Source organism: Streptococcus sp. 4155 (assembly GCF_013276695.1).
In the GTDB taxonomy this organism is placed as follows: domain Bacteria; phylum Bacillota; class Bacilli; order Lactobacillales; family Streptococcaceae; genus Streptococcus; species Streptococcus pseudopneumoniae.
Window position 1 is genome coordinate 1 of sequence record NZ_VMLM01000094.1, and the last position, 18753, is coordinate 18753.

26 protein-coding genes and 1 pseudogene are annotated in these 18753 nt (G+C 41.0%); all 27 read right to left on the minus strand.

All coding sequences use genetic code 11. The annotated features are described in order from the left end of the window. The coding region (locus tag HT715_RS10410; protein ID WP_240149860.1) for a phage tail spike protein at positions 1-1559 on the minus strand (1559 nt) is incomplete at its 3' end. Continuing rightward, entirely contained in the window at positions 1556-2254 is a 699-nt protein-coding gene (locus HT715_RS10415) for a phage tail protein (RefSeq protein WP_138702239.1), read from the minus strand. The genes HT715_RS10410 and HT715_RS10415, both read right to left, overlap by 4 nt. Beyond that, the gene (locus tag HT715_RS10420) at positions 2254-6429 is read right to left on the minus strand and encodes a phage tail tape measure protein (RefSeq protein WP_138702238.1); all 4176 of its coding nucleotides are present in this window, start codon (positions 6427-6429) and stop codon (positions 2254-2256) included. The genes HT715_RS10415 and HT715_RS10420 overlap by 1 nt, the downstream gene beginning before the upstream one ends. Positions 6430-6484: 55 nt before the next feature. Continuing rightward, positions 6485-6715, minus strand: a complete 231-nt coding sequence (locus tag HT715_RS10425) for a hypothetical protein (protein WP_138702237.1) — start codon at positions 6713-6715, stop codon at positions 6485-6487. Between the two features lie 249 nt (positions 6716-6964). Beyond that, entirely contained in the window at positions 6965-7258 is a 294-nt protein-coding gene (locus HT715_RS10430) for a hypothetical protein (protein ID WP_001151571.1), read from the minus strand. A 45-nt stretch (positions 7259-7303) separates the two neighbouring features. Then, complete coding sequence (locus tag HT715_RS10435; RefSeq protein WP_138707267.1) at positions 7304-7900, minus strand: major tail protein; 597 nt, start codon at positions 7898-7900, stop codon at positions 7304-7306. Between the two features lie 16 nt (positions 7901-7916). Then, positions 7917-8297 carry a hypothetical protein gene (locus tag HT715_RS10440; protein ID WP_000588569.1) on the minus strand — a complete coding sequence of 127 codons (381 nt, stop codon included), beginning with the start codon at positions 8295-8297 and terminating at the stop codon, positions 7917-7919. Continuing rightward, positions 8297-8695, minus strand: a complete 399-nt coding sequence (locus HT715_RS10445; RefSeq protein ID WP_023937056.1) for a hypothetical protein — start codon at positions 8693-8695, stop codon at positions 8297-8299. Before HT715_RS10445 ends, HT715_RS10440 begins: the two co-directional genes overlap by 1 nt. Then, a complete protein-coding gene (locus tag HT715_RS10450) occupies positions 8688-9077 on the minus strand; it encodes a hypothetical protein (RefSeq protein ID WP_000830391.1) in 390 nt (129 codons plus the stop codon). The genes HT715_RS10445 and HT715_RS10450 overlap by 8 nt, the downstream gene beginning before the upstream one ends. After that, a complete protein-coding gene (locus tag HT715_RS10455; RefSeq protein ID WP_000598693.1) occupies positions 9064-9252 on the minus strand; it encodes a hypothetical protein in 189 nt (62 codons plus the stop codon). Before HT715_RS10455 ends, HT715_RS10450 begins: the two co-directional genes overlap by 14 nt. Then, positions 9245-9535 (minus strand): hypothetical protein, encoded by a 291-nt coding sequence (locus tag HT715_RS10460; RefSeq protein ID WP_000401889.1) that lies wholly within the window; start codon positions 9533-9535, stop codon positions 9245-9247. Before HT715_RS10460 ends, HT715_RS10455 begins: the two co-directional genes overlap by 8 nt. 13 nt (positions 9536-9548) lie before the next feature. Then, on the minus strand, positions 9549-10664 hold the full coding sequence (locus tag HT715_RS10465) for a phage major capsid protein (RefSeq protein ID WP_023933958.1): 1116 nt from the start codon (positions 10662-10664) through the stop codon (positions 9549-9551). Positions 10665-10682: 18 nt separating this feature from the next. After that, a complete protein-coding gene (locus tag HT715_RS10470; RefSeq protein WP_023933956.1) occupies positions 10683-11405 on the minus strand; it encodes a head maturation protease, ClpP-related in 723 nt (240 codons plus the stop codon). Beyond that, positions 11386-12534, minus strand: a complete 1149-nt coding sequence (locus tag HT715_RS10475) for a phage portal protein (protein ID WP_000506468.1) — start codon at positions 12532-12534, stop codon at positions 11386-11388. Before HT715_RS10475 ends, HT715_RS10470 begins: the two co-directional genes overlap by 20 nt. A gap of 55 nt (positions 12535-12589) precedes the next feature. Further along, positions 12590-14230, minus strand: a complete 1641-nt coding sequence (locus HT715_RS10480; RefSeq protein ID WP_000623346.1) for a terminase TerL endonuclease subunit — start codon at positions 14228-14230, stop codon at positions 12590-12592. Further along, complete coding sequence (locus tag HT715_RS10485; RefSeq protein WP_000393458.1) at positions 14227-14565, minus strand: hypothetical protein; 339 nt, start codon at positions 14563-14565, stop codon at positions 14227-14229. Before HT715_RS10485 ends, HT715_RS10480 begins: the two co-directional genes overlap by 4 nt. A gap of 118 nt (positions 14566-14683) precedes the next feature. Then, positions 14684-14980 carry an HNH endonuclease gene (locus HT715_RS10490; protein ID WP_000573817.1) on the minus strand — a complete coding sequence of 99 codons (297 nt, stop codon included), beginning with the start codon at positions 14978-14980 and terminating at the stop codon, positions 14684-14686. Positions 14981-15193: 213 nt separating this feature from the next. Continuing rightward, a complete protein-coding gene (locus HT715_RS10495; RefSeq protein ID WP_001028145.1) occupies positions 15194-15736 on the minus strand; it encodes a site-specific integrase in 543 nt (180 codons plus the stop codon). Between the two features lie 288 nt (positions 15737-16024). Further along, a complete protein-coding gene (locus tag HT715_RS10500) occupies positions 16025-16453 on the minus strand; it encodes an ArpU family phage packaging/lysis transcriptional regulator (RefSeq protein WP_023940104.1) in 429 nt (142 codons plus the stop codon). A gap of 70 nt (positions 16454-16523) precedes the next feature. Further along, positions 16524-16757, minus strand: a complete 234-nt coding sequence (locus HT715_RS10505) for a helix-turn-helix transcriptional regulator (protein ID WP_226373500.1) — start codon at positions 16755-16757, stop codon at positions 16524-16526. After that, positions 16744-16923: a hypothetical protein gene (locus HT715_RS10510; RefSeq protein WP_001007110.1), complete on the minus strand. Its 180-nt coding sequence runs from the start codon at positions 16921-16923 to the stop codon at positions 16744-16746. The genes HT715_RS10505 and HT715_RS10510 overlap by 14 nt, the downstream gene beginning before the upstream one ends. Continuing rightward, complete coding sequence (locus HT715_RS10515) at positions 16916-17140, minus strand: DUF3310 domain-containing protein (protein WP_050207555.1); 225 nt, start codon at positions 17138-17140, stop codon at positions 16916-16918. The genes HT715_RS10510 and HT715_RS10515 overlap by 8 nt, the downstream gene beginning before the upstream one ends. Before the next feature lies 1 nt (position 17141). Next, complete coding sequence (locus HT715_RS10520; RefSeq protein WP_023933902.1) at positions 17142-17666, minus strand: Lrp/AsnC family transcriptional regulator; 525 nt, start codon at positions 17664-17666, stop codon at positions 17142-17144. Then, positions 17653-17832, minus strand: a complete 180-nt coding sequence (locus HT715_RS10525; protein ID WP_001113499.1) for a hypothetical protein — start codon at positions 17830-17832, stop codon at positions 17653-17655. Before HT715_RS10525 ends, HT715_RS10520 begins: the two co-directional genes overlap by 14 nt. Beyond that, complete coding sequence (locus HT715_RS10530; RefSeq protein ID WP_138702236.1) at positions 17825-18232, minus strand: YopX family protein; 408 nt, start codon at positions 18230-18232, stop codon at positions 17825-17827. The genes HT715_RS10525 and HT715_RS10530 overlap by 8 nt, the downstream gene beginning before the upstream one ends. After that, positions 18229-18489: a DUF1372 family protein gene (locus HT715_RS10535; RefSeq protein ID WP_138702235.1), complete on the minus strand. Its 261-nt coding sequence runs from the start codon at positions 18487-18489 to the stop codon at positions 18229-18231. Before HT715_RS10535 ends, HT715_RS10530 begins: the two co-directional genes overlap by 4 nt. Beyond that, positions 18486-18753: pseudogene (locus HT715_RS12095) on the minus strand (SAM-dependent methyltransferase); the annotation flags it as partial. The pseudogene HT715_RS12095 and the gene HT715_RS10535, both read right to left, overlap by 4 nt.

Sequence of the window (18753 nt, forward strand, 5' to 3'; positions counted from 1 at the left end):
CTGTTCGTCAGTGCAGTTATCCTGCCTTTAGTCGTCTCTTCATATCTTGCCTGAGAGCTTCTGACTCCAGCCAAGTCATTCTTTATCTGACCGAGAGCTTGAACTTGTTTGGAAATGTCAGTTTTAAGTTGCCTTTGCTTGGAGCTTATATCATTGGTAACTGTCTGCTTTAGAAGATTCAAATCACCCGACAAAGCCGTCTGAGCACTCCTAGTCTGCGACTTAAACGCTTCAAGTCTAGCAACAGAATCCAGCCCAATCCGCTTGGCTTCCTGAGCAAGAGAGCTACTTGCGCCAGCTTGTCTCAAAGCTTCCTCAGCCTTGCGCCTTGATTCTCGTAAAGGTTCATCATGAAAGCTATTGAAACGCTGATTGATAGTGTCAGACACTTCTTGCTTGACTTCTTCCGCCTTAGCCTTGGCAAGTTCGATGGCATCCGTGATAGCTTTCTCACGCTTAGTAAATTCAGCGTCAAAGGCACGGTCAGCGTTGGCGATTTCCTTTTTCAAACGTTCTTCAAAAATCTGATGCAGATTTCGGCTTTCATTCAAAACGGCATCATTTACAATCCCACCGATCGCATTTGCAAGACTGGACTGGAAGGTCCCAAAACCTATTGATTTTAGACGTTTTGCCATTGGCGAATAGGTATATTTGGTGATTTTCTTACGAACATCAAGACCGTACCACTCATGGTAGATACTGACCACATCAAACATCTGCACCGCAACATCACTCTGACCGACAACCGAGATTTCAAGGTTATCTTCTAGCATGTCGCACATACTTGTCCGAAAATACTGCTTACCATATGCAATCAAGCTAGCCTCATCTGTCACGTCTTGGTCATTGACCTCCACGACATCTTCATAGATTTGGCTGTAGTTCCCAAGTAAGGGGCTGTCAATCACCACCATATAATCATGGTCAACCGCCTTTTCTCCCTCACCTTTAACGGTTGTTTTAAAGGTTATCCGAGTTTTCAGCGATTTGGTAGAGGTCTTATGCTGGTAGCTAGACAGGTTTTTCTTGTACATAAAAAGCGATTCATTTTCTGAACCGCCATTCTTCAACAAACGTAAGTTGTAACCGTTTCGCACCATATCTCCGCCCCACTGACCAAGGATAGAATGCTTGTCTTTGGCCAAGACCTCCATAGCATTCTTGTCCTTGATATTGAGCGTATGCCTATCATCAATATCAGAGAAGAAAGAAAAAGGATTGGCTCTGGTAATACTACCAGCAAAAGCACTCAACACCCTTGTCCCACTGACACGGTCAACCTCGATAGAGCTAACGATGTAATTATTTAACAAACTGATAACCTGATTGGCATAGACTTGAATATATCCTTGTTGCTTTTCAACCTCAAAAATATAAAAATCCTGCTCACCATGTAGGTCATCTGCAGTCAGAAAAGTTTCCTCTTTCAGTAATTCCCACTTGGGATCCGATGTAGGAAAACGAAAGGTCAGTTGATAGGTATTGTTCCCAAAATGGACAATTTCATCATTGTAGGCCTCGTTTAAAGGCCTATTTCCCTCTGTAAGATAAATCATAAGATATACCTCCAATTCGGCCGAACCGTGACCTTACGAACCGTACCAGTAAAGACCAGACCGTTATTACCAACTGCCAACTCAAAGAAGCCTCCACGTTTTCGTAGCGTATTTTGAACCGCGCCATCTGCATTGTAAATATTCTGTTTCTTATGCCTACAATCAATGGTCACTTTTCGTCTAATGGTCAAGTGCATGGTTGTCCGTCCGATAGTCAAAGAAATATCTCCGTCCCCCTCAATCTCAATCACAGGCTCACTATAGACAGAGCCTGGATTGTTGACATTACCGCTTGCGGTAAAAATAAGAGGAGCAAGATTTTTCTGATAGCGGAACGGTTGCATACTCAGCTTAAGCTCTAGCTTCCAGGCATGCATCCCATGAGGGCTATAGGTTGCACCAATAAAATCCGCATAAAAGACAGAACCCAACTGGTAGCTAAACTCCAGCACATTGTCCTTAGGCTGAAATTTCTCCACGATAGTCGAAACATCCAGTAACTTAGGAATATAGAACGAAAAAGTCCGTTCATAACTCTCATAGCCACCATCCAGCACTCGATAACTTCCGTTGGCTCCGTAGAGGTTAGCATCTTCAACCACCCTAGGTTTAGCTGCCTCCACCTGACCAAAATCCGTCACCACGCAGTGAGGGATAGTTGATGTATTGAAACCATTGATAATCATGTAAAACATTAAATTCCCTCCCTAGCATAAATCGCACCTTGACGTTGGTAGACGCTCATTGAAATTTTATCAGCGTCCAGGTAAGTATCTGACGGCTTTTCAAGGATAGCAGTAAGGATCTTCTCCATACTTGCTCTCAGAATCGCTATCTCAGACACGACTTTATCGCTGTCTTTGATATTTGTATCTCCTTTGGCTTGAACCACTATTCTAGCTTGTGCTTCCTCCATCTCACGAAGGAATTTAGCATCACTCGGAATGCCAACTCCTGCAGCATATTTAGGAACCCCCATCTCACGCATCAAGCGTTTGGTCTTATCCGCCCGCAAAACTTTAGCCCCTTTAGGAAGAGGAAGAAGAACATCCCTCCCCTCAGGAATGAAGCTCCTACCATCTGGAAGAGTAACCAATTCCTTGTAGGTACTATTGCGTTGGTCATTGACCATAGCAAGACCACCAGGGTGATAGTTGGTACCGTGGGCATGCCGACTAGCAAAAACATTGGTAAAGAAATCACCAGTTACCCTAGTAATCCAAGACCTAATGCCTGCAAGCACGCCAGAAGCATTATCTCGAGCGCTGATTGTAACCGTTTTGTCTTGAATGCTATTAACGACGCTTTTGACCTCGCTGACAGTACTGGAAGTGCTATTTTTAGCAAGGATATCTACTGGATTATGTTGCTTAATCGCATTAATAGCCGCACTCGTCTCATTTCTAACGCCTGCAGTCTGATCTTTCGCAAGTAAATCAATTGGTTTTTCCTGTTTCGGAGAGTTCACACTCGCTTTTGCACTAGCAACTGCTTCACTAGTATTGTCAGTAGCATTTAATGACTTATTCTCTGGATTAGATAGATTCCAAGCCATGATTTTATCGATTGACAATTGCCCGTTGTTCAAAACATTTGTAGGATCTAGTTTCAAATCTTTTGTGAATGGAGTAATCGCATTCCAAGTCGTTAGCGTGTCAGTCGAACGCGCAACAGCCTTTCTGAAATTCTCATCCGTAGCCAGCAACTCTTTCTGCTTAGGAGTCAAGGCATCATAGTTATAGAGCGCTTTGGAAGCTTCCTCAGCCTTATTCATCACATCTGTATTTTCCAAAAGCAGTTGCTTGACTTCAGCAGGCATACTGTTCCAGATTCTAAGATGGTTTTCACTATCAAAGATAGCTTGCAGTCCTGCTTGATTTTGAACAATCAACTGTTTTTCTTCCAGTGTCATGGTTGACCACTTACCAGACTCAACGAGAGCTTCAGCAATCGTTACCCGAGCATTTGAGTTGATATTCGCATTTTTAACAATAAATTGCAATTGCTCCCAACCCTCAGCAGATTTAGTCGCTTCCCCAATCACTTCTTTTACGTTTGATTTAATGACAAAATTGTTGTTTTCATCAATGTTTCCGACGAGCAAAGACCAAGCATCATTCGCTTCTCTCGTTTCCTTGCTCATATCACTAGTATACTTAGCAAGAATGCTATGGGAATCACCCATTTTTTGAGAAGCTTCTGCTGCCTTTTGACCGATTACTTCATAAGACAAACCATATTCTTCCAGAACCTTTTTAGCTTCTTCCCAGTAGTTCCAGCTTTGTCCAGTTCGAGCTTTTACCTTAGCGTCAAGGTTTTGCATAACCTGGTAATACTTAGTACCTAAGGCTTCCATGGTTTGCTGGTGGTTTGTTTCAAGTTCTTGAATTTTTTTATTGTAAGTTTCTTGATCGATACGTTTGGCATCTAAGAGTTGTTTCAATCCATCTTTTGAGGTTTTGTATAACTGATTTTCTTCATCCAGAGCCTTCTTCAAAACATCTCTTGTGTGCTTTAATTGCGTTTCATTTAAACTACCAATCTCTCCATTCAGAGCCTGAAGCGCAGCCTTTTGTTGTTCGCCAGATAATTCCATCATTTCGATTCTAGCTTTGATCATCTCTCTTTGGTTGTTTAAGACGATTTCTTTTTCTTCTTGAGAAAACTTGCTAGCGTCTCCATTATGACGTTTGTAGATTTCACTGACCTGATTAGCCATTGCATCGGTATTTGAAACAACTTGGTCATTTTTTACTTTCATTTTAGCGATTTCTTCATCGCTAAACCCCAACTTTTTAGCTAATTCTTCCATACGTTGATTAGCTTTTTCAGCACCTGCTGCTACCTCTTCATGAAGTTTTCGAAAAGCTTCAGAAACTTTTTCAGCATCGCCAGCGTGGGTTCCAAAGTTGGCTACTGCTGTACTGGTATCATCTACCTTACTTTGGAAATCTCTTAACTCTTTCCTTGCAGTATCACTCAACTGAGACCCAAATTCCTCCGCCTTAATGCGAGCCTCGTCTTTCTTATGTCCTAGATAGACCAATCCTCCAGCTAGTAAAGCAGCACCACCCACCAGCAAACCAATAGGATTTGTCAAAGCCCCAATGGCTCCAGACAAGAGACTAGAACTAGATGCAGCAGCGCCAGCTCCTTCCGCTAAAACAGTGGCTTCGCTTCCTACCTTAGCAAGACCGAGACCACCTTGTAAAAGTCCTTTTAATTTACCAGCACGCTCTGTCAATTTAGCAAGACCGAGACCGCCCTTTAATAGTCCTTCTAATTTACCGGCATGTTTTATCAAAATACTAAGAGCCGTCGCCCCATTGCCTAGAAAGTTCAAGAAAGGGTAGCCCAGAGCCAAAAAACCACCAATACCAACCGCCAAGCTCTGTACGGCTGGAGGAGCCTTACTTAGCCAGTCGATAAATTGGTTCACCTTATCAATCACAGGAGTTAGTAATGGTAATAATTTCTGACCAATGTTAATCTGTAAAACTTCTAAACTAGATTTAAAACGTTCCACACCATTTTTAGAAGACTTAGATAATTCATTTGCTAAATCCTTGGTATAAGTTGTCGCCCCCTTGGTTTCGTTAGCAAGATTACGCAACGCATCTCCACCTTGGTCAACCAAGATATTCATCGCTGTCTGAGCTTCTGTACCAAAGGCTGTAGCAATCAAGGCCGATTTCTGAGCATCTGTCATCCCTTCCGTATTCTTTTTGATACGATCCAAAATATCAGGTAGCTTAATCGCGCCGCTACGAAATTCTTCTGCAGAAAAACCAAGCTTCTCCATTGCATTTGCATTTTGCTCTGATGGTTTCAGTAGCCTTGTTAAAGCTCCACGCAGAGCCGTACCAGCCTTTTCACCAGCAATACCATTGTTGGACAAAAGACCAACAGCAGCGGCAGTCTCTTCCAAGTTCATACCAACGTTTTTAGCAACGGGACCAACATACTCCATTGCAGCCCCCATATCAGCAAAACCAGCAGCCGTTTTATTGGCGACAAAGGTTAAGCTATTGGTTACTCGCTCTGTATCCTGAGTAGATAGCCCAAATTGTTGCAAAATATTCGTAGTGGCGTTCATAACCGTATTGAAGTCCTCACCAGATGCCTTTGCAGCGTCTAGGATAGCAGGCATGGCTTCGATTGTCTGATTGGCATCAAAACCTTTCTTGATAATTTCTTGCATCCCTTCATTGATAGATGCAGTAGAAATCCCATACTGCTTCGCCCAATTTTTTGAACTTTCCCCCAGCTTTTGTGTGGTACTATTCAGTTCATCCGCTGTTGGAATAGTATCTGCTAACAGAGATTTAGTTGTATTCATCTGACTCTCAAAGTCAATCGCCTTCTTAGTAGAAAGCGTAAAACCAGCTAATAAAGCAGCAGATACAGGCTTCATTGCATCGCCCATAGCCCGCAATTTTTCTCCACCTTTTGCAAATTTTTCACTCCAGGCATCCATCTTACCAGACCAACTATTTTCACGCCCCACATCTTGCAAAGCTTTTTCAACACCGCGTAGCTGACCTTCCATTACTGCCAACTTAGCATTCTCACGCTGAATATCAGCAGCAGCCTTGTCAAACTTAGCTGTCCCAGGATCAAGTTTGTCAAAACTTTTCTTCATCTCATCCAAAACTTTACGTTGTGAATCAATAGCTTGTCCCAAAGTCTTGTATTTCGCTTGAAGTAAGCTAGCGTTTTTTTCATTCCCCTTTAAAGTACTATCCAAAGAACGGACATTATTTTGAAAGTACTTTACAGCGTTTTTTGCACCAGTTAGAGTAGGACTGAACTTTGACACGTCCAACCCTAGCTCAATATACATCTGACCTAACGGCGTACCGCTTGCCATCTTGTTCTCCTTCCTAACTCCTCAGAGCAAAGAAAAAGCCCTCACGGACTTTTCATCATTCTTTATAAAAATCATCCATTGCCAGGCTCATAAAAGACCAGATAAACATACCAAGATATAGATAAGCATAGAGTGGCAAGGAAGCAAAGATAAAGGGTGATAGCAAGAGCATACCAAAGATATCTACAAAATTTGTACAAATACAATACAAGCCAAAAGCAAGATAAAGGATAAAAATGGTAAACCAAAACCAATATCTTCTACGTGCTTTTTCTTTTCGAGACATTTCTTCCACCTCCTCGCTTATACCTCTATTATATTCCTAAGCCTTTGATTTGTAAAGTCTTGACCTAGAGACTTTCTAAAAAATCTGCCAAGTCAAGCACTTCTTCTTGTTCACTCGTTTCCAGACTTCCCAAGACCCCCATCAAGTCCTCCCAACTCGTATCCATCACATCGCGAATGCTCATTCCATAAGGACCCTCTGTAACTTGCTTGACAAAACCATAAAAACGTTTGATCGCTTGCCCAGGTGCTAGCTCTTTTCCTTTGGGTCTACATCACCTACCAGATGAGCATAAATTGCTGTAAAAATAGAAATCACTTTCGCAAAATCTGTGTATTCTAGTAATTGTTCTACTGTCACATCATCAAACAAACTAGCAATAAATCCCAACTGCTTATCAAGCTTCTCTACCTCAGATAAATCACTTGTCAAGGATTCGTTCATGACCAAATAGTCACGATAATCACGAGTTGTGATTTCTTTGCTCTTTTTTAGGACATCTTCTCCCTTGTCATTTTTAATTGTAAATTGAACCTTAGCCATATACTTTCCTTTCTAAAAAAGTAAAAGAGAGCTTTCGCCCTCCTTCTACCCCGCAGCGGTTATGTTTAGTTGACCTTTCAATTTCTTCAACTTTTCAGTATCTGAACCATAAACAATAGCACCATAACGCCCCTTAGTTGCAACGTCTGAACTAGCTGTCGCAGTGAAATTCACACTAGTAGTAGCTAACTCATTCGCCTTATCCTTGAGCGTTTCAAAATCAATAGCATCCATAGAAAGCTGACCTTTATAAAAACCATAGTAAACAGGTTCCCCATCAGCAGTATTACTTTCAATGAGAATGGAAACATTCTTGGCAACTGTGTCTGCACCGAAGTAATAGATACCATCATCATCGCCATACCCCAAAGCATTCGTATATAAAGCTAATGGGACATCAAGCAAGCCCATCTCTACCTTAACATCACCGACTCCTCGATTGGAGACGTGATAAGCCACATTATTACCATAAGTCTTTACAGGGTCACTAGATAATCCAGTTACTCTAGCGGTCTGTGTAGCCCCTTCATTATCTTTACCTTCTAGCGTGAAGAGGTTCTGTCCAACCGTTGGAGTCTGTCCATCATGCACACGAATGGTGACTGATTTAAGTCCGATAAGTGCAGTTCCTTTTACTGTCATTTCTTTTTCCTTCTTTCTAGTATTTCTCATATAGAGCGCTCATACCACGATAAGTCCGAACGTCTACATAGCGCTTAATATCAGGAATCCATTGTTCCAAACCACCTTCAGTCTGATAAAATCCCTGTTCTTCCATTATTTTTTCAATTCTTCCTTGGAGTTCTTTACACTCCACTCGATTAGTAGACTCTACATTGATTTGATAGAGAAAAGTCTTAGCCAAACTAGTATTACTACCGTGAGCCGTCTGCATTGGAGGCCCTACAGGGATAATGACAATACTGGTCTCACCATCTCCCAAGCTCTCAGGACGCTCAAAAGACTTGATACTAATACCAGATAAAGACTCATCCTCTTCCAAAGCATCGTAGAGTTCAGTTAATTTGTCTTTAATCATTACAAAAACTCCTGTTTTAACTTCATGCCAACTTTAGACTTAAAGACCGGCTTACTCGCTTCAAAAAAGCGGCGCATGACTCCGAAACCACGAGGATGCCCATTCTTTGCATAGCCAAATTCATTTAAGTGAATAAGAGTCCAACGAGGACTTTTAAAACCTAATTTAACCATTGGAACTCCGCTGGATGTACCAGTCACATTCCCATGAACGACCGCACCAACCGTCTTCCCAGTGTCAGCGTACACCGCCATAGCCCGTTTGAAAGTTGGCTCAAACTCCTCAACCGTCTCCTTCAAGGCTCTGTTGACCTTTCTACGAACTACCGGCTCTCCTAGTCGAGCCTCAATATTCCTCAAAATATCATCAAATCCTTTTAGATTAGCTCCACTAGACATCACGACCACCTCCGATAAGGACAATCAAAAAATCCCGATTAGCAAAATCAGGACGGACATCAATGATTTGCCATTTCTTACCAACTAGACGGATATCCCCCACTTCGACAAAATGCCGATTTTCAGGCTGATAATCTGTCAGAGGGTCACGAATCTTCAAAGTCATCTTAGCTTTCATCGCTTTTCCAGTTGCAATCTCAACGTCTTTCATACTTGGAGAATAAGTTTGCCCCATCGTATAAAAAGCCTTCTCGTAACTCACATCACGACCATCAACCCCTTTTTTTATTTTAGAGGTATAGAAAGTCAGGGGAGTTCTCAGGTCTCCATTTTGAGACTCAGGCTTTTTGTAACGATAGCTTGGTCCCTCACTCCTCTTCATTTACACTCACTACTTCCTTAGAGCTACGACTTCTGGACGACTTTTCCAACTCGACATAGTCAGGTAAATGTTCCTTTAGCTCAGCAAATCGTTCTTCTGTCGCTTCAAACCTTTCTCCGACTTGCCTAAGGACTCCCTCCTTGAGGTCATAAAACTCTTTTAATACCTTAATCATCACTATCCTCCATTTCTATCTTATCTAACGATAATGCTAAAATATCCGCTTTGAAATTTTCGTAAAAAAATTCAACTTGGTCATTATAGACATAGCGAGCACGTTCTAAGATAAGTTCCCTTATTTGATGATCGTGTATATTCCCACTTCCTACCAAGCGGGTAATAACCATTTGAGAACTTTCTAACATCCGTGAGAGATTCGCATCTTCTCCGCTATGAAAAATTCTCATCCGCTCCTTAAAAGGAATAAGGAGGGAATGAAGTTTAGCTTCAATCTCCATCCTTCGTCACCTTTTATTTTGCAATACTCAGTGTCCACACAGCAGCAGTCTTTTCATCATGCGCTTTACCATAAGCAAATTGCTTAGCAGTGTAGAGATTCAAGTCTTCTAAAGCATAGGTTTCGGTAAATCGTCCAAATTCAATCCCCCCACCTACAAAGGCATCGTAGCGACCTTTGACAAATGTAGTCACCTTACCAGACGCTTGAGCAACCGACTCAACCAAGATGAGGTTATAAGGCATAGCTGTTACATATACACCCTGAGCATTGAGAGACGTATATTGCTTCTTCACATCCCAGGCATCTACAGGGTTCACTACCATAACCAAATTACCTTCTACTGCAACAGGAGTGGTATTGTCAGCTTTTGTAGAATGGTATTTATAAACCTCCGTCAACTCTTTTACCACGGTAGCAGAGTCTGCGAAAGTCAATGGTTTTTTCTGAGCTTGTTTCTCAGCATAAGTTACTTTTTCACTTTCTGCAGTCCCTGTAAGAGTACGAGACAACCCGATAGGCTTGTTGTCCCCATCACCATTTAAATAACCAGCTTCAAGAGCAGCTGCAAAGGCCTCTGTAATTTGAATGGATACGTAAGACTGTAGCCAAGCAGGACCAAACTTTTCAGAGTCTTTAGGGATTACAACAAAAGCAGTCAATTTAGACTGAATCGCTTCTTCTTCAGCAAATTCTTGTTTCAATTGTCCTTGAATTTCAGCATTGATTTTACCCCAAACCGCTTGACCTGTACGACTAGACTTGAGGAATTTCAAACGAATACCAGCATTACGCAAGCCGATGTGTTGAAGAAGTGGACGGGCTGCCACCATATCCTCAAAAATACGGTCAATTGTTTCCTGAGGGAACAATTTCTCAATTCCTTTGGGAGGAAGTTTCTCAATGTTGTTGAAAAATTCGCGAGCTTCAGCAGTCAAGTGCGCATCGTATGGATTCATAGTTGCGATTTCTTTACGAGCAGCTTCTCGAGCATCATCTTGCAACTTATCTGTCAATGCCTCAATCATCTCGTTATAGAGCTTATTTTGCTCTTCCATAGGAGCACCAGTTTCTACTGCATTCATAAAGTTCTGACGAGCAGTTGTAAATTCATTACCAAGTTTCATCATTGTTTTTTATTTCCTTTCTTAAAATGGGAAACGACCCAACCCCACAGGTTCAGCCGTCTTGTCTTCTTTTTTCTTATCTTCTGGGATAGGTAAACTGTTATTCAACCTATCACGAACCAAGTCCGCCAATAACTCCACATCTGGGGTCATCGCAGATCGGATTTTTTCGATAAAATCACGAGGAATCACAGGTGTCTGACTAGCTACCAAGACAGGAGCTTCCTGACTTTCAAACATGACCTTATCTGCGAAGCCATGATTAACAGCAGAACGAGCATCAAACCACGTTTCACCCTCCATTAGATCCAGTAAATCATCTAATGCCTTACCAGTCTTATCAATATAGGCATATGCGATGGACTTATTAAACCCTTCTAACACACCAGCCTCATGCAAGAGCGCCTTATGGTCACCACGTACACCAGCAGATACATTATGGATCATGATTTGCGCTGTAGGACTAATTTCCACCTGATCACCAGCCATAGCGATAACACTCGCAGCACTAGCAGCAATCCCCACGATTTTCACCGTCACATGCCCCTGATAAGCACGCAATGCTGTATAGATTTCACTACCAGCATACACATCACCACCACCAGAATTGATGTGCACCTCCACATCTTCTCCCGTCGTCGGCAATACAATATCCTTAGGAGCAGTTGCATCCATGTCTATCCAATCATAAAACCAGCGGTCATCATTGGATACAATCGCTCCCTTAATCTGAATGATTGTCATCCTCATTTCCTCCTTTCTCTATTTCGTTTTCACCCTGATAGTTCTTAGTGATAAGGAAAGAATCCCCACCAGGAACAGCCTCAAGACCAAGTTCCAATCTCACCTCATTTCGAGTCATAGCCCCAGATGAGATGAGTTTATCTATGTTCTCAGCCAGAGCAAACTTATCCAGTCCCCCCTCACCAAAAATCACAAATTTTTTCTGATTAGCGTATCCAGCCGAACTCACCATAGCATGGTTTAGAGCGTCACCCACTTTTTTAACCAGCGATTCATAACAATAACTGTTAAACATCTTCTGGCTATTAGACAAATCAGCCATATCTCCATGCATCAAAGCCGTCGGCAAACCTAATATATCCGCAACCTCGTCATCAAATTGACGTCTCAGTTTCTTCAACTCTTCAACTGATAGATTTGTAGTTCCTACCGTATTGGTCAACTCCGAATACTCCACACCATCCATTGTCGGTACAATGGCAACCGTCTTAGACGTAAAGGACTTAAAAAGATTGTCCGCATATCTCTGCAGTTTCTTTCTCTTATCCTCATCAAAAGTTCCATTCGCTTTTGTAGCCAGAACCCCACGGATCTGATTATTTCTAGCTAAGGCTTCCACCAGACGAGTATGTAGTTTTTCATAATCAGAAAACAAGTCAGATACATATTCTTGCAAGCGATTGTTATTATACTGAAGAAAGATGACATCACTCATAGCAAACTTCCTCTGAAATGTATAATCCCCGACAGACACCATCTCAAAGGTGTCATCATACAGAGCATAACGCCTACGAGTAAAAGCATCAGCTACCAGTAACTGCTTATCATCAGACAAAACAATGAGTACTTCGTTTTTCGTCAATAAGCGATAAATGACCTTCTGCCAGAACTCCGAGGCCGACTCATTCTTATTGGGACGCACATTTAAAATATAATCCCAGTCTGACGTCACATGATGATTCTCCACCATATACCGAAATTCCGACTTAGCAAAGATACGAGCCACAAACTCCGCCGACTTATCAATCGCTAAACTCTTTAACTGCAAACACCCCAACATTCGTTCCAACTCTTCAAAATCAAAACCAACATCAGGCGCATCACGCTTAAATAAATTTAAGAACCCCATGCTTCCCCTCCTTCCTATCCAATTACCAACCTACCACCCAAAATTTATTCTTAGATTAAAACTCCCAATCCTCTAACATATCGAGGAATTCCCCAACGTTCGACTCATGTACAAGCTCACGTTTGTATAGAGCAGCAATCAAGGCATGGAAACCATCCGTCTTTCTTCTGACGGGCTCTTTCTTCAAGAAACGCTTATTGCCATCCTTGTCCTCTTTGACGTAGGTATTATCCGTATACCAAATCATAGAATTATCATTCTCAAAGATAAATCGTTCATTAGCAAATCCGTCTTCAATGATTGGCGCAACCTTGGATTGAATCGCCCCAGGATTTCTCAAGAACTCATATTCAAAACCAGCCTCTTCCAAAAGAGGTTTTAACAAGTCCATTCTGAAACCATCTGCACATACAAGCTCAATCTGATAAAACTTACTCCATTCATTCAATTTTTCGACCAATAAACGAGGGTCAATACTAGGGCCGTCCACAATTGTAAATAAGCCTCTATCTGCCCATTCCTGAATAGGAGCTTTAAGTTTAAAAGCTTTCAAAAATGCTTTACGAGCAAATGAATGTTGTTTCCAGATAAACTCATCTCCGTTCTTAAACAACAAACCAACACTCGCAAAATCTCGAATGCTAGCATAGTCAAATCCTGCGACACAGGACTTACCCAACAAGTCAATACCAGGCGAACGTAAACAAGCAAGTAATCTTTCACGAGTCGTCACATCTTTCTCAAGGTCTGCTTCAGGAAGATTCATCCGTTTAGTCATGAACTCCTGACGACCAGACGGCTCCAGCTCAAGGTCATCATAGTCAGCCTTAGTTCTAGCAAGCAACCTCTTAGCGTAAGGCGTGCTTTCATCCAACATCGGATTTGCTTTCGGCCAATTCTTCATGTCATCCACCTCATCCGCACTATCAAGCTTGCAGATAAAAGGGAAGAGTCTGAAATCATCAACCTCTCCATTCAAGATTTGCATAGACTTCTCTATCAGCTTGTCATAGAACCCCTCGCGCACATACCCATTCGTACCGTTGTAGAAAGTCCTGACATGAGCAATCTTACCAAGACCAGACCTTTGAACCTTCACAGCCTTATCATTTTCAAATTGGTGAATCTCATCAAACTCAAGACAACCATCACGAGCAGAGTCCATAGTCTTCGGATTATTCGTCCGAAAAGAAAAGACCGAGTTGTTCGCTCGACCTGTGATAGACATTTTAGTCAGATAGAAATGGTCCTCAAGACCACGCCTTTGGATAGTCTCATAAACTTCCTCAAACGAAACCTTACCCTGTTTCTCAGAGTTAGCAGTGATAGTCACATCGTAATCTCTGATAGGGTAGATAGGGCTGATAAAAAACGATGACCTTGCTGACATAAAACCATTCTTACCACCCCCACGAGCAAGTGTGTATAGATACTCGTCAAAGTGTGGTTCCTCGTCTACCTTCCGAAAAAGAAAAATGAACGGTGTCAAGAAAAGTTGATACTTAGCCAGAGGGAAAAAATTCTTTTCCGCAAACCGAATGAACTTGTCAATTAAGTCATTATCAAAATACAAATCATCACGAGGATAGATTTTCTCCTTGATGATTTTAAACAGCAACTTCCTTTCCTTGTTGACGACAATATCTCCACACTCGACCATTTTGATGTAGTCATCAACCAGCGGATGAGAAATCATAACAGATCAGCTCCAGACGTAGCTTTCTCGACAGGAGAATTTTCAACATCAAAATCAAACGACCGCTCAATAGCCAAAAGCTGATTGCTGGTTGTGTTGATTTCCTTGATGAGAGAATTCGCTTTTTGGAATCTTTGTTGTCCATTGTGAACAGTGATGACCAGTCCGTCTTCATGAAGTTTAGCTTTCAGCTCATAAAGCAGCCGGACAAGATAAAGATAGCGATTGACTTTTTCATACTGAATCGCATCCTTTTTTCTAGGACTGAAATAGCCAATTTTAGAAAGTAGCTGATTTTCTAATTCTTTTATATTTTTTTCCGAGTATTCTTCCATTACCCCCTACCCCCTTTAATTTTTTGTTAAAAATTTGGACAGTCGAGTGCAGACCGCTTACTGGCTCCTTTGAAATTTCCTGATTTTTTTGACCGGGGGGTGTTTAAGATTCGTTCACCTAACCCCACCATTCATCTTTTCGGAAATTTCTGTCATTCTTATCAAAACGATCATGCCTTTTATTATGACATGCTTTGCACAATGTTCGTAGGTTATCGATATCAAGCGCGAACTCTGGATAGAACTCTAGCTCCTTGATATGGTCAACTTCTAAATTAGTAGTCGTGACCTTGCCTTCATCCCTGCACCATACACATTCGTAATGATCTCGTTTAAGTGCTTGCCTTCTTATCGTTCTCCACTCGCTGGAATTGTAAAACTGGTTTCGTTCTTCTCGAGTTGAAACTTCAATCATTGTTTAATATTCTTTGTCCATTACATCTTTCGTCAATAATTATCTTAAAGATACTTATTTTAAATTGCTGTTACTCTATATTTTCTAGCGTTCAATTAGACATATCTTATATTCTGTCTAATTCAAACAGTCGCCAAAAAGCCTAACACAATAAGGATATACAGTAATCCACTAAATGAATTAGCGTTTGACTCGTTATGTCTAATTGGTTAACTACAATCCAAAATTTGACATCGCTTTGTCCTGTTGATCTTGACGAATACCTATATATCTTAAGGTAATAGCTGGTGATGAATGATTAAACAAACTCATCAACATTGCTATATCTTTTGTCTTTTTATAATAATGATATCCAAATGTCTTCCTCATTGAATGAGTTCCTATATTTTCAATACCACACTCAGATGCAGCAACTTTTAAAATCCAATCCACAGTCCTACGATCAAGTGGTTTATTTTTTCCGACTCTACTTTGAAATAAAAAATGATGATGAGGTTTATTTTGTATATACTCTCTAACCTCACGTTTGAGAGTTTTAGTCATTTTAATCTTTTTCTTCTTCCCAGTCTTTTGTTCTTTCAGTTTGATATACCAACCTTGAACATCCTTTACTCGAATTTTTAAAATGTCACCAACTCGCAAACCTGAATTGATACCAAAAAGAAATAAAATATAATTACGCTCATTCCATTCTCTCAGATAATCTTTCATAGCCTGTATATCATCTTTATCCCTGATTGGTTCTACAATATTCAAAACAAGTATCACCACCTTTCAAATAATCAAAAAAAGCCACTGGTCGTGGCATTGAATATGACAGTAGCTGGAATTGAACCAGCTGGTCTAGCAGTAAAACGCACGCTTGGTAAAAGTTTCAAGGAGACCCAAACAACCTGCTAACCTGTCCTTACTGTCTAAGAGGCCGAAACCTCTGTATTTTTAGGAGTCCTCATGACTGTTCGTTACCCAATCATTGGATAATACTATTTTAGCACCTTTTTTCGTTCCAATTCTCCCAAGATTTTCCCAGATTTTTCCCAGAAATCACTTGTAAACTAGAAGGTTGCTTGCTTGATAGGACTCCGCAAACTCTAATAGAGCTTTGTTCAATATCCGATAATATTCACTGGATGAGTAGCCTAGTTCTGAATAAATACTGTAGTCTTCCCTCCTTTTCTTCCTGCAATATCGTTCGATTAGGATACGTGTGTATTCCATATCGGAAAGATTGTTGATTGCTTTAGCGATGAGTTCCAGGTCCTGCTGAGCTGATACTCTACGCAAGACCATGCTTTCTACCTGCTTACTTGTCTGACCACTTGATGATTTTGGTTCAAGCGAGTAGGATATTGTTATTTTGGGGGCGTATTCTTCTCCAGCAATCCGTCTCAGACGACTGTATTTTTTTAGGACTTTGATAGCTTCCTTTCTGGTTTTCTTTTCATCGATGATATCCAATAACTCTATTTGCACACGAACTCCTCCTCATGATATAATAGTTATGCGAAACCATACCATGAGGAGTCAGCTGTGCTGGCTTTTTTCATGCCCTACTCCCGAGAATAATATCAGCAGGAAAAGCAAAGTAAGTACAGATATCTTCTACATTATAAATATTCGGTACACTTTCCTCCTTCTCCCATTTAGCAATCAGGTAGCGACTATAGCCTAGTTTAGCTGCTAACTTTTCTTGTGACAACTTCCTTTCCTTACGTTTTTGCTTTAGCAAGAAAGCAAACCTACTTGCTTGTCTTGGATTTAATTTATCCTTCATCATCCACCTCAATCTTTATTACTGCCCTACCATTCGGATGGCGTTTTTGTGTAGATGCAAAAGTGTAATACTTCAACATCCTCTCGGCAATTCCTGTTTCTTTGCTGATTTCCTCAAGCGTTCCTATCGTCACGAACGTTTCACCTTGATATAATGCGTACTCATTCATGCTCCATCTCCTCAATCAACCAATCAAGGTTCTTACGTGCTTTCTTCAGGTCTTCCAGACCGTTTTTCTTTTGAAACCGTAGCATATACTTGATTGCGTTGCCCCAAAAGAAAGCAGACGCTCCGGAAAGGATCCCAACGAAGTTATGCACAACATCGATAGCCTCAAGACCGTTTGCACCTTGGTAGTGGCTTGGTTTGTTTATGTTGTCTGTCATGTTAAGTCCTCCTCATAAAAATCATATCATTCAAATTCCTCCAAGCGAGATTGTTACTTTGATTTCTAAACTCTCGCTTTTTGTAAGGAATCTGATGTTTATTCAAGCAGTAATATACCTGATTGTAATGTAGTCCTAATTTTTGTGCGATATCTTTTACAGCTATACCTTGATTGGCTAGCGAAACTACATCTTTGTGAAATATAGTCAAGTCTAAAATTTTTCGTTTCCCTAATTTTCGGATGCGGTCTCGAATGGCTTTCTCACTACGTCCTAAGATACGAGCCAAGGTCTTGTACGAAAAGCGTTGGTAGTATTTCAGGATATAGCTATCATCTGCGTCTGACCATTTGGGCTTAAATTGCAAGTTAGGATTGTATTTCTGGAGTTTGGCTAATTTTGACCGAACTGCGTTGTAACTTCTATCCAAAAACTTGCAAGCCTGTGTTAAATCATGCTCTTCTCTGGACAAGACGTACCACTCCAGATAATCAACCTCATCTTCTGTCCATCTACGTCCTGCCATAATGTTTATACGCTCCATGTAAATAATAAGTGCCATCTTTACGCTTGTTTACGTAATACGTATATTGCCCATCTGGACTAGCGTAGGAAATCTGCTTCTCTCCTGCCCAGATACCATTGTCACGCATCATATGGCAATTCTCCATAATCCATTCTACGTCAGGCATCTAGTAACTCCTTGTTTTCGTAGATGTTGCCAACGACTCTATAAGAGTAACTTTCATCGCTAAGAATTTCATGAAAGGGCGCAATATCATCTACACTTATTGCTTCTATCATAAAGACAGCTTGCTCATTATCCCAAGTCAATTTTGCATTCCCAAGGACTTCTCCTTCATCTTGAATTTCAAGAACATCCCCATCAAAGATTTCCTTGCCGTTCTTATCCTTGAGTCCTGTTGATTGCATGATACATTCATAATCATCAAAATGTAACCAATCTTTTTTCTCTTCAATCCAAATGATAGGACAAGTCCAGTTTTCGTCATCTGTATCACAATTGCCTACCATGACTTTGTAATTCATTTCTTTTCGCAGTCTATCCCACGCTCTAAATTTTGGTATCATAACATCACCTCATCCCCAACTTTCACTTTCTCATACACGTCCTTCGTAACCACGAACACTCCGTAATCACGAATTGTAATTGTATACAGCTTGCCGTGTCGTCCTTTCTCGACGACTTTACCGAAAATCTCAGCGCCTGCGTTATCCGCCTTGTAGATAACCATCGGCTTTTTCTTTTCTAGTTCTGCAATCCTGTCCATCTGCCAGATGTTTAGTCCAGCAGATAGCAGAATCCAGATTGCTATGAATCGTTTCAATCTATGACCTCCTTAAATTTCATAAACGTCATCCAATGCGTAGTACCTCTTTGTTGCCCAAACAATGGTTTAAAAGGTACAGATTTAAGAACTTCTTTAACGTTGATTTGACAATCAGACCATTTAAAAACTAGAGTACCTCCAACTTTTAGAACTCTCATGCATTCTTCAAAACCCTTGGCTAAATCTTCCGGCCAGGTAACTTTATCCAGCTCGCCATATTGTGATCTCATAATTGAGTTTTAACCTGCCCATTTCAAATGT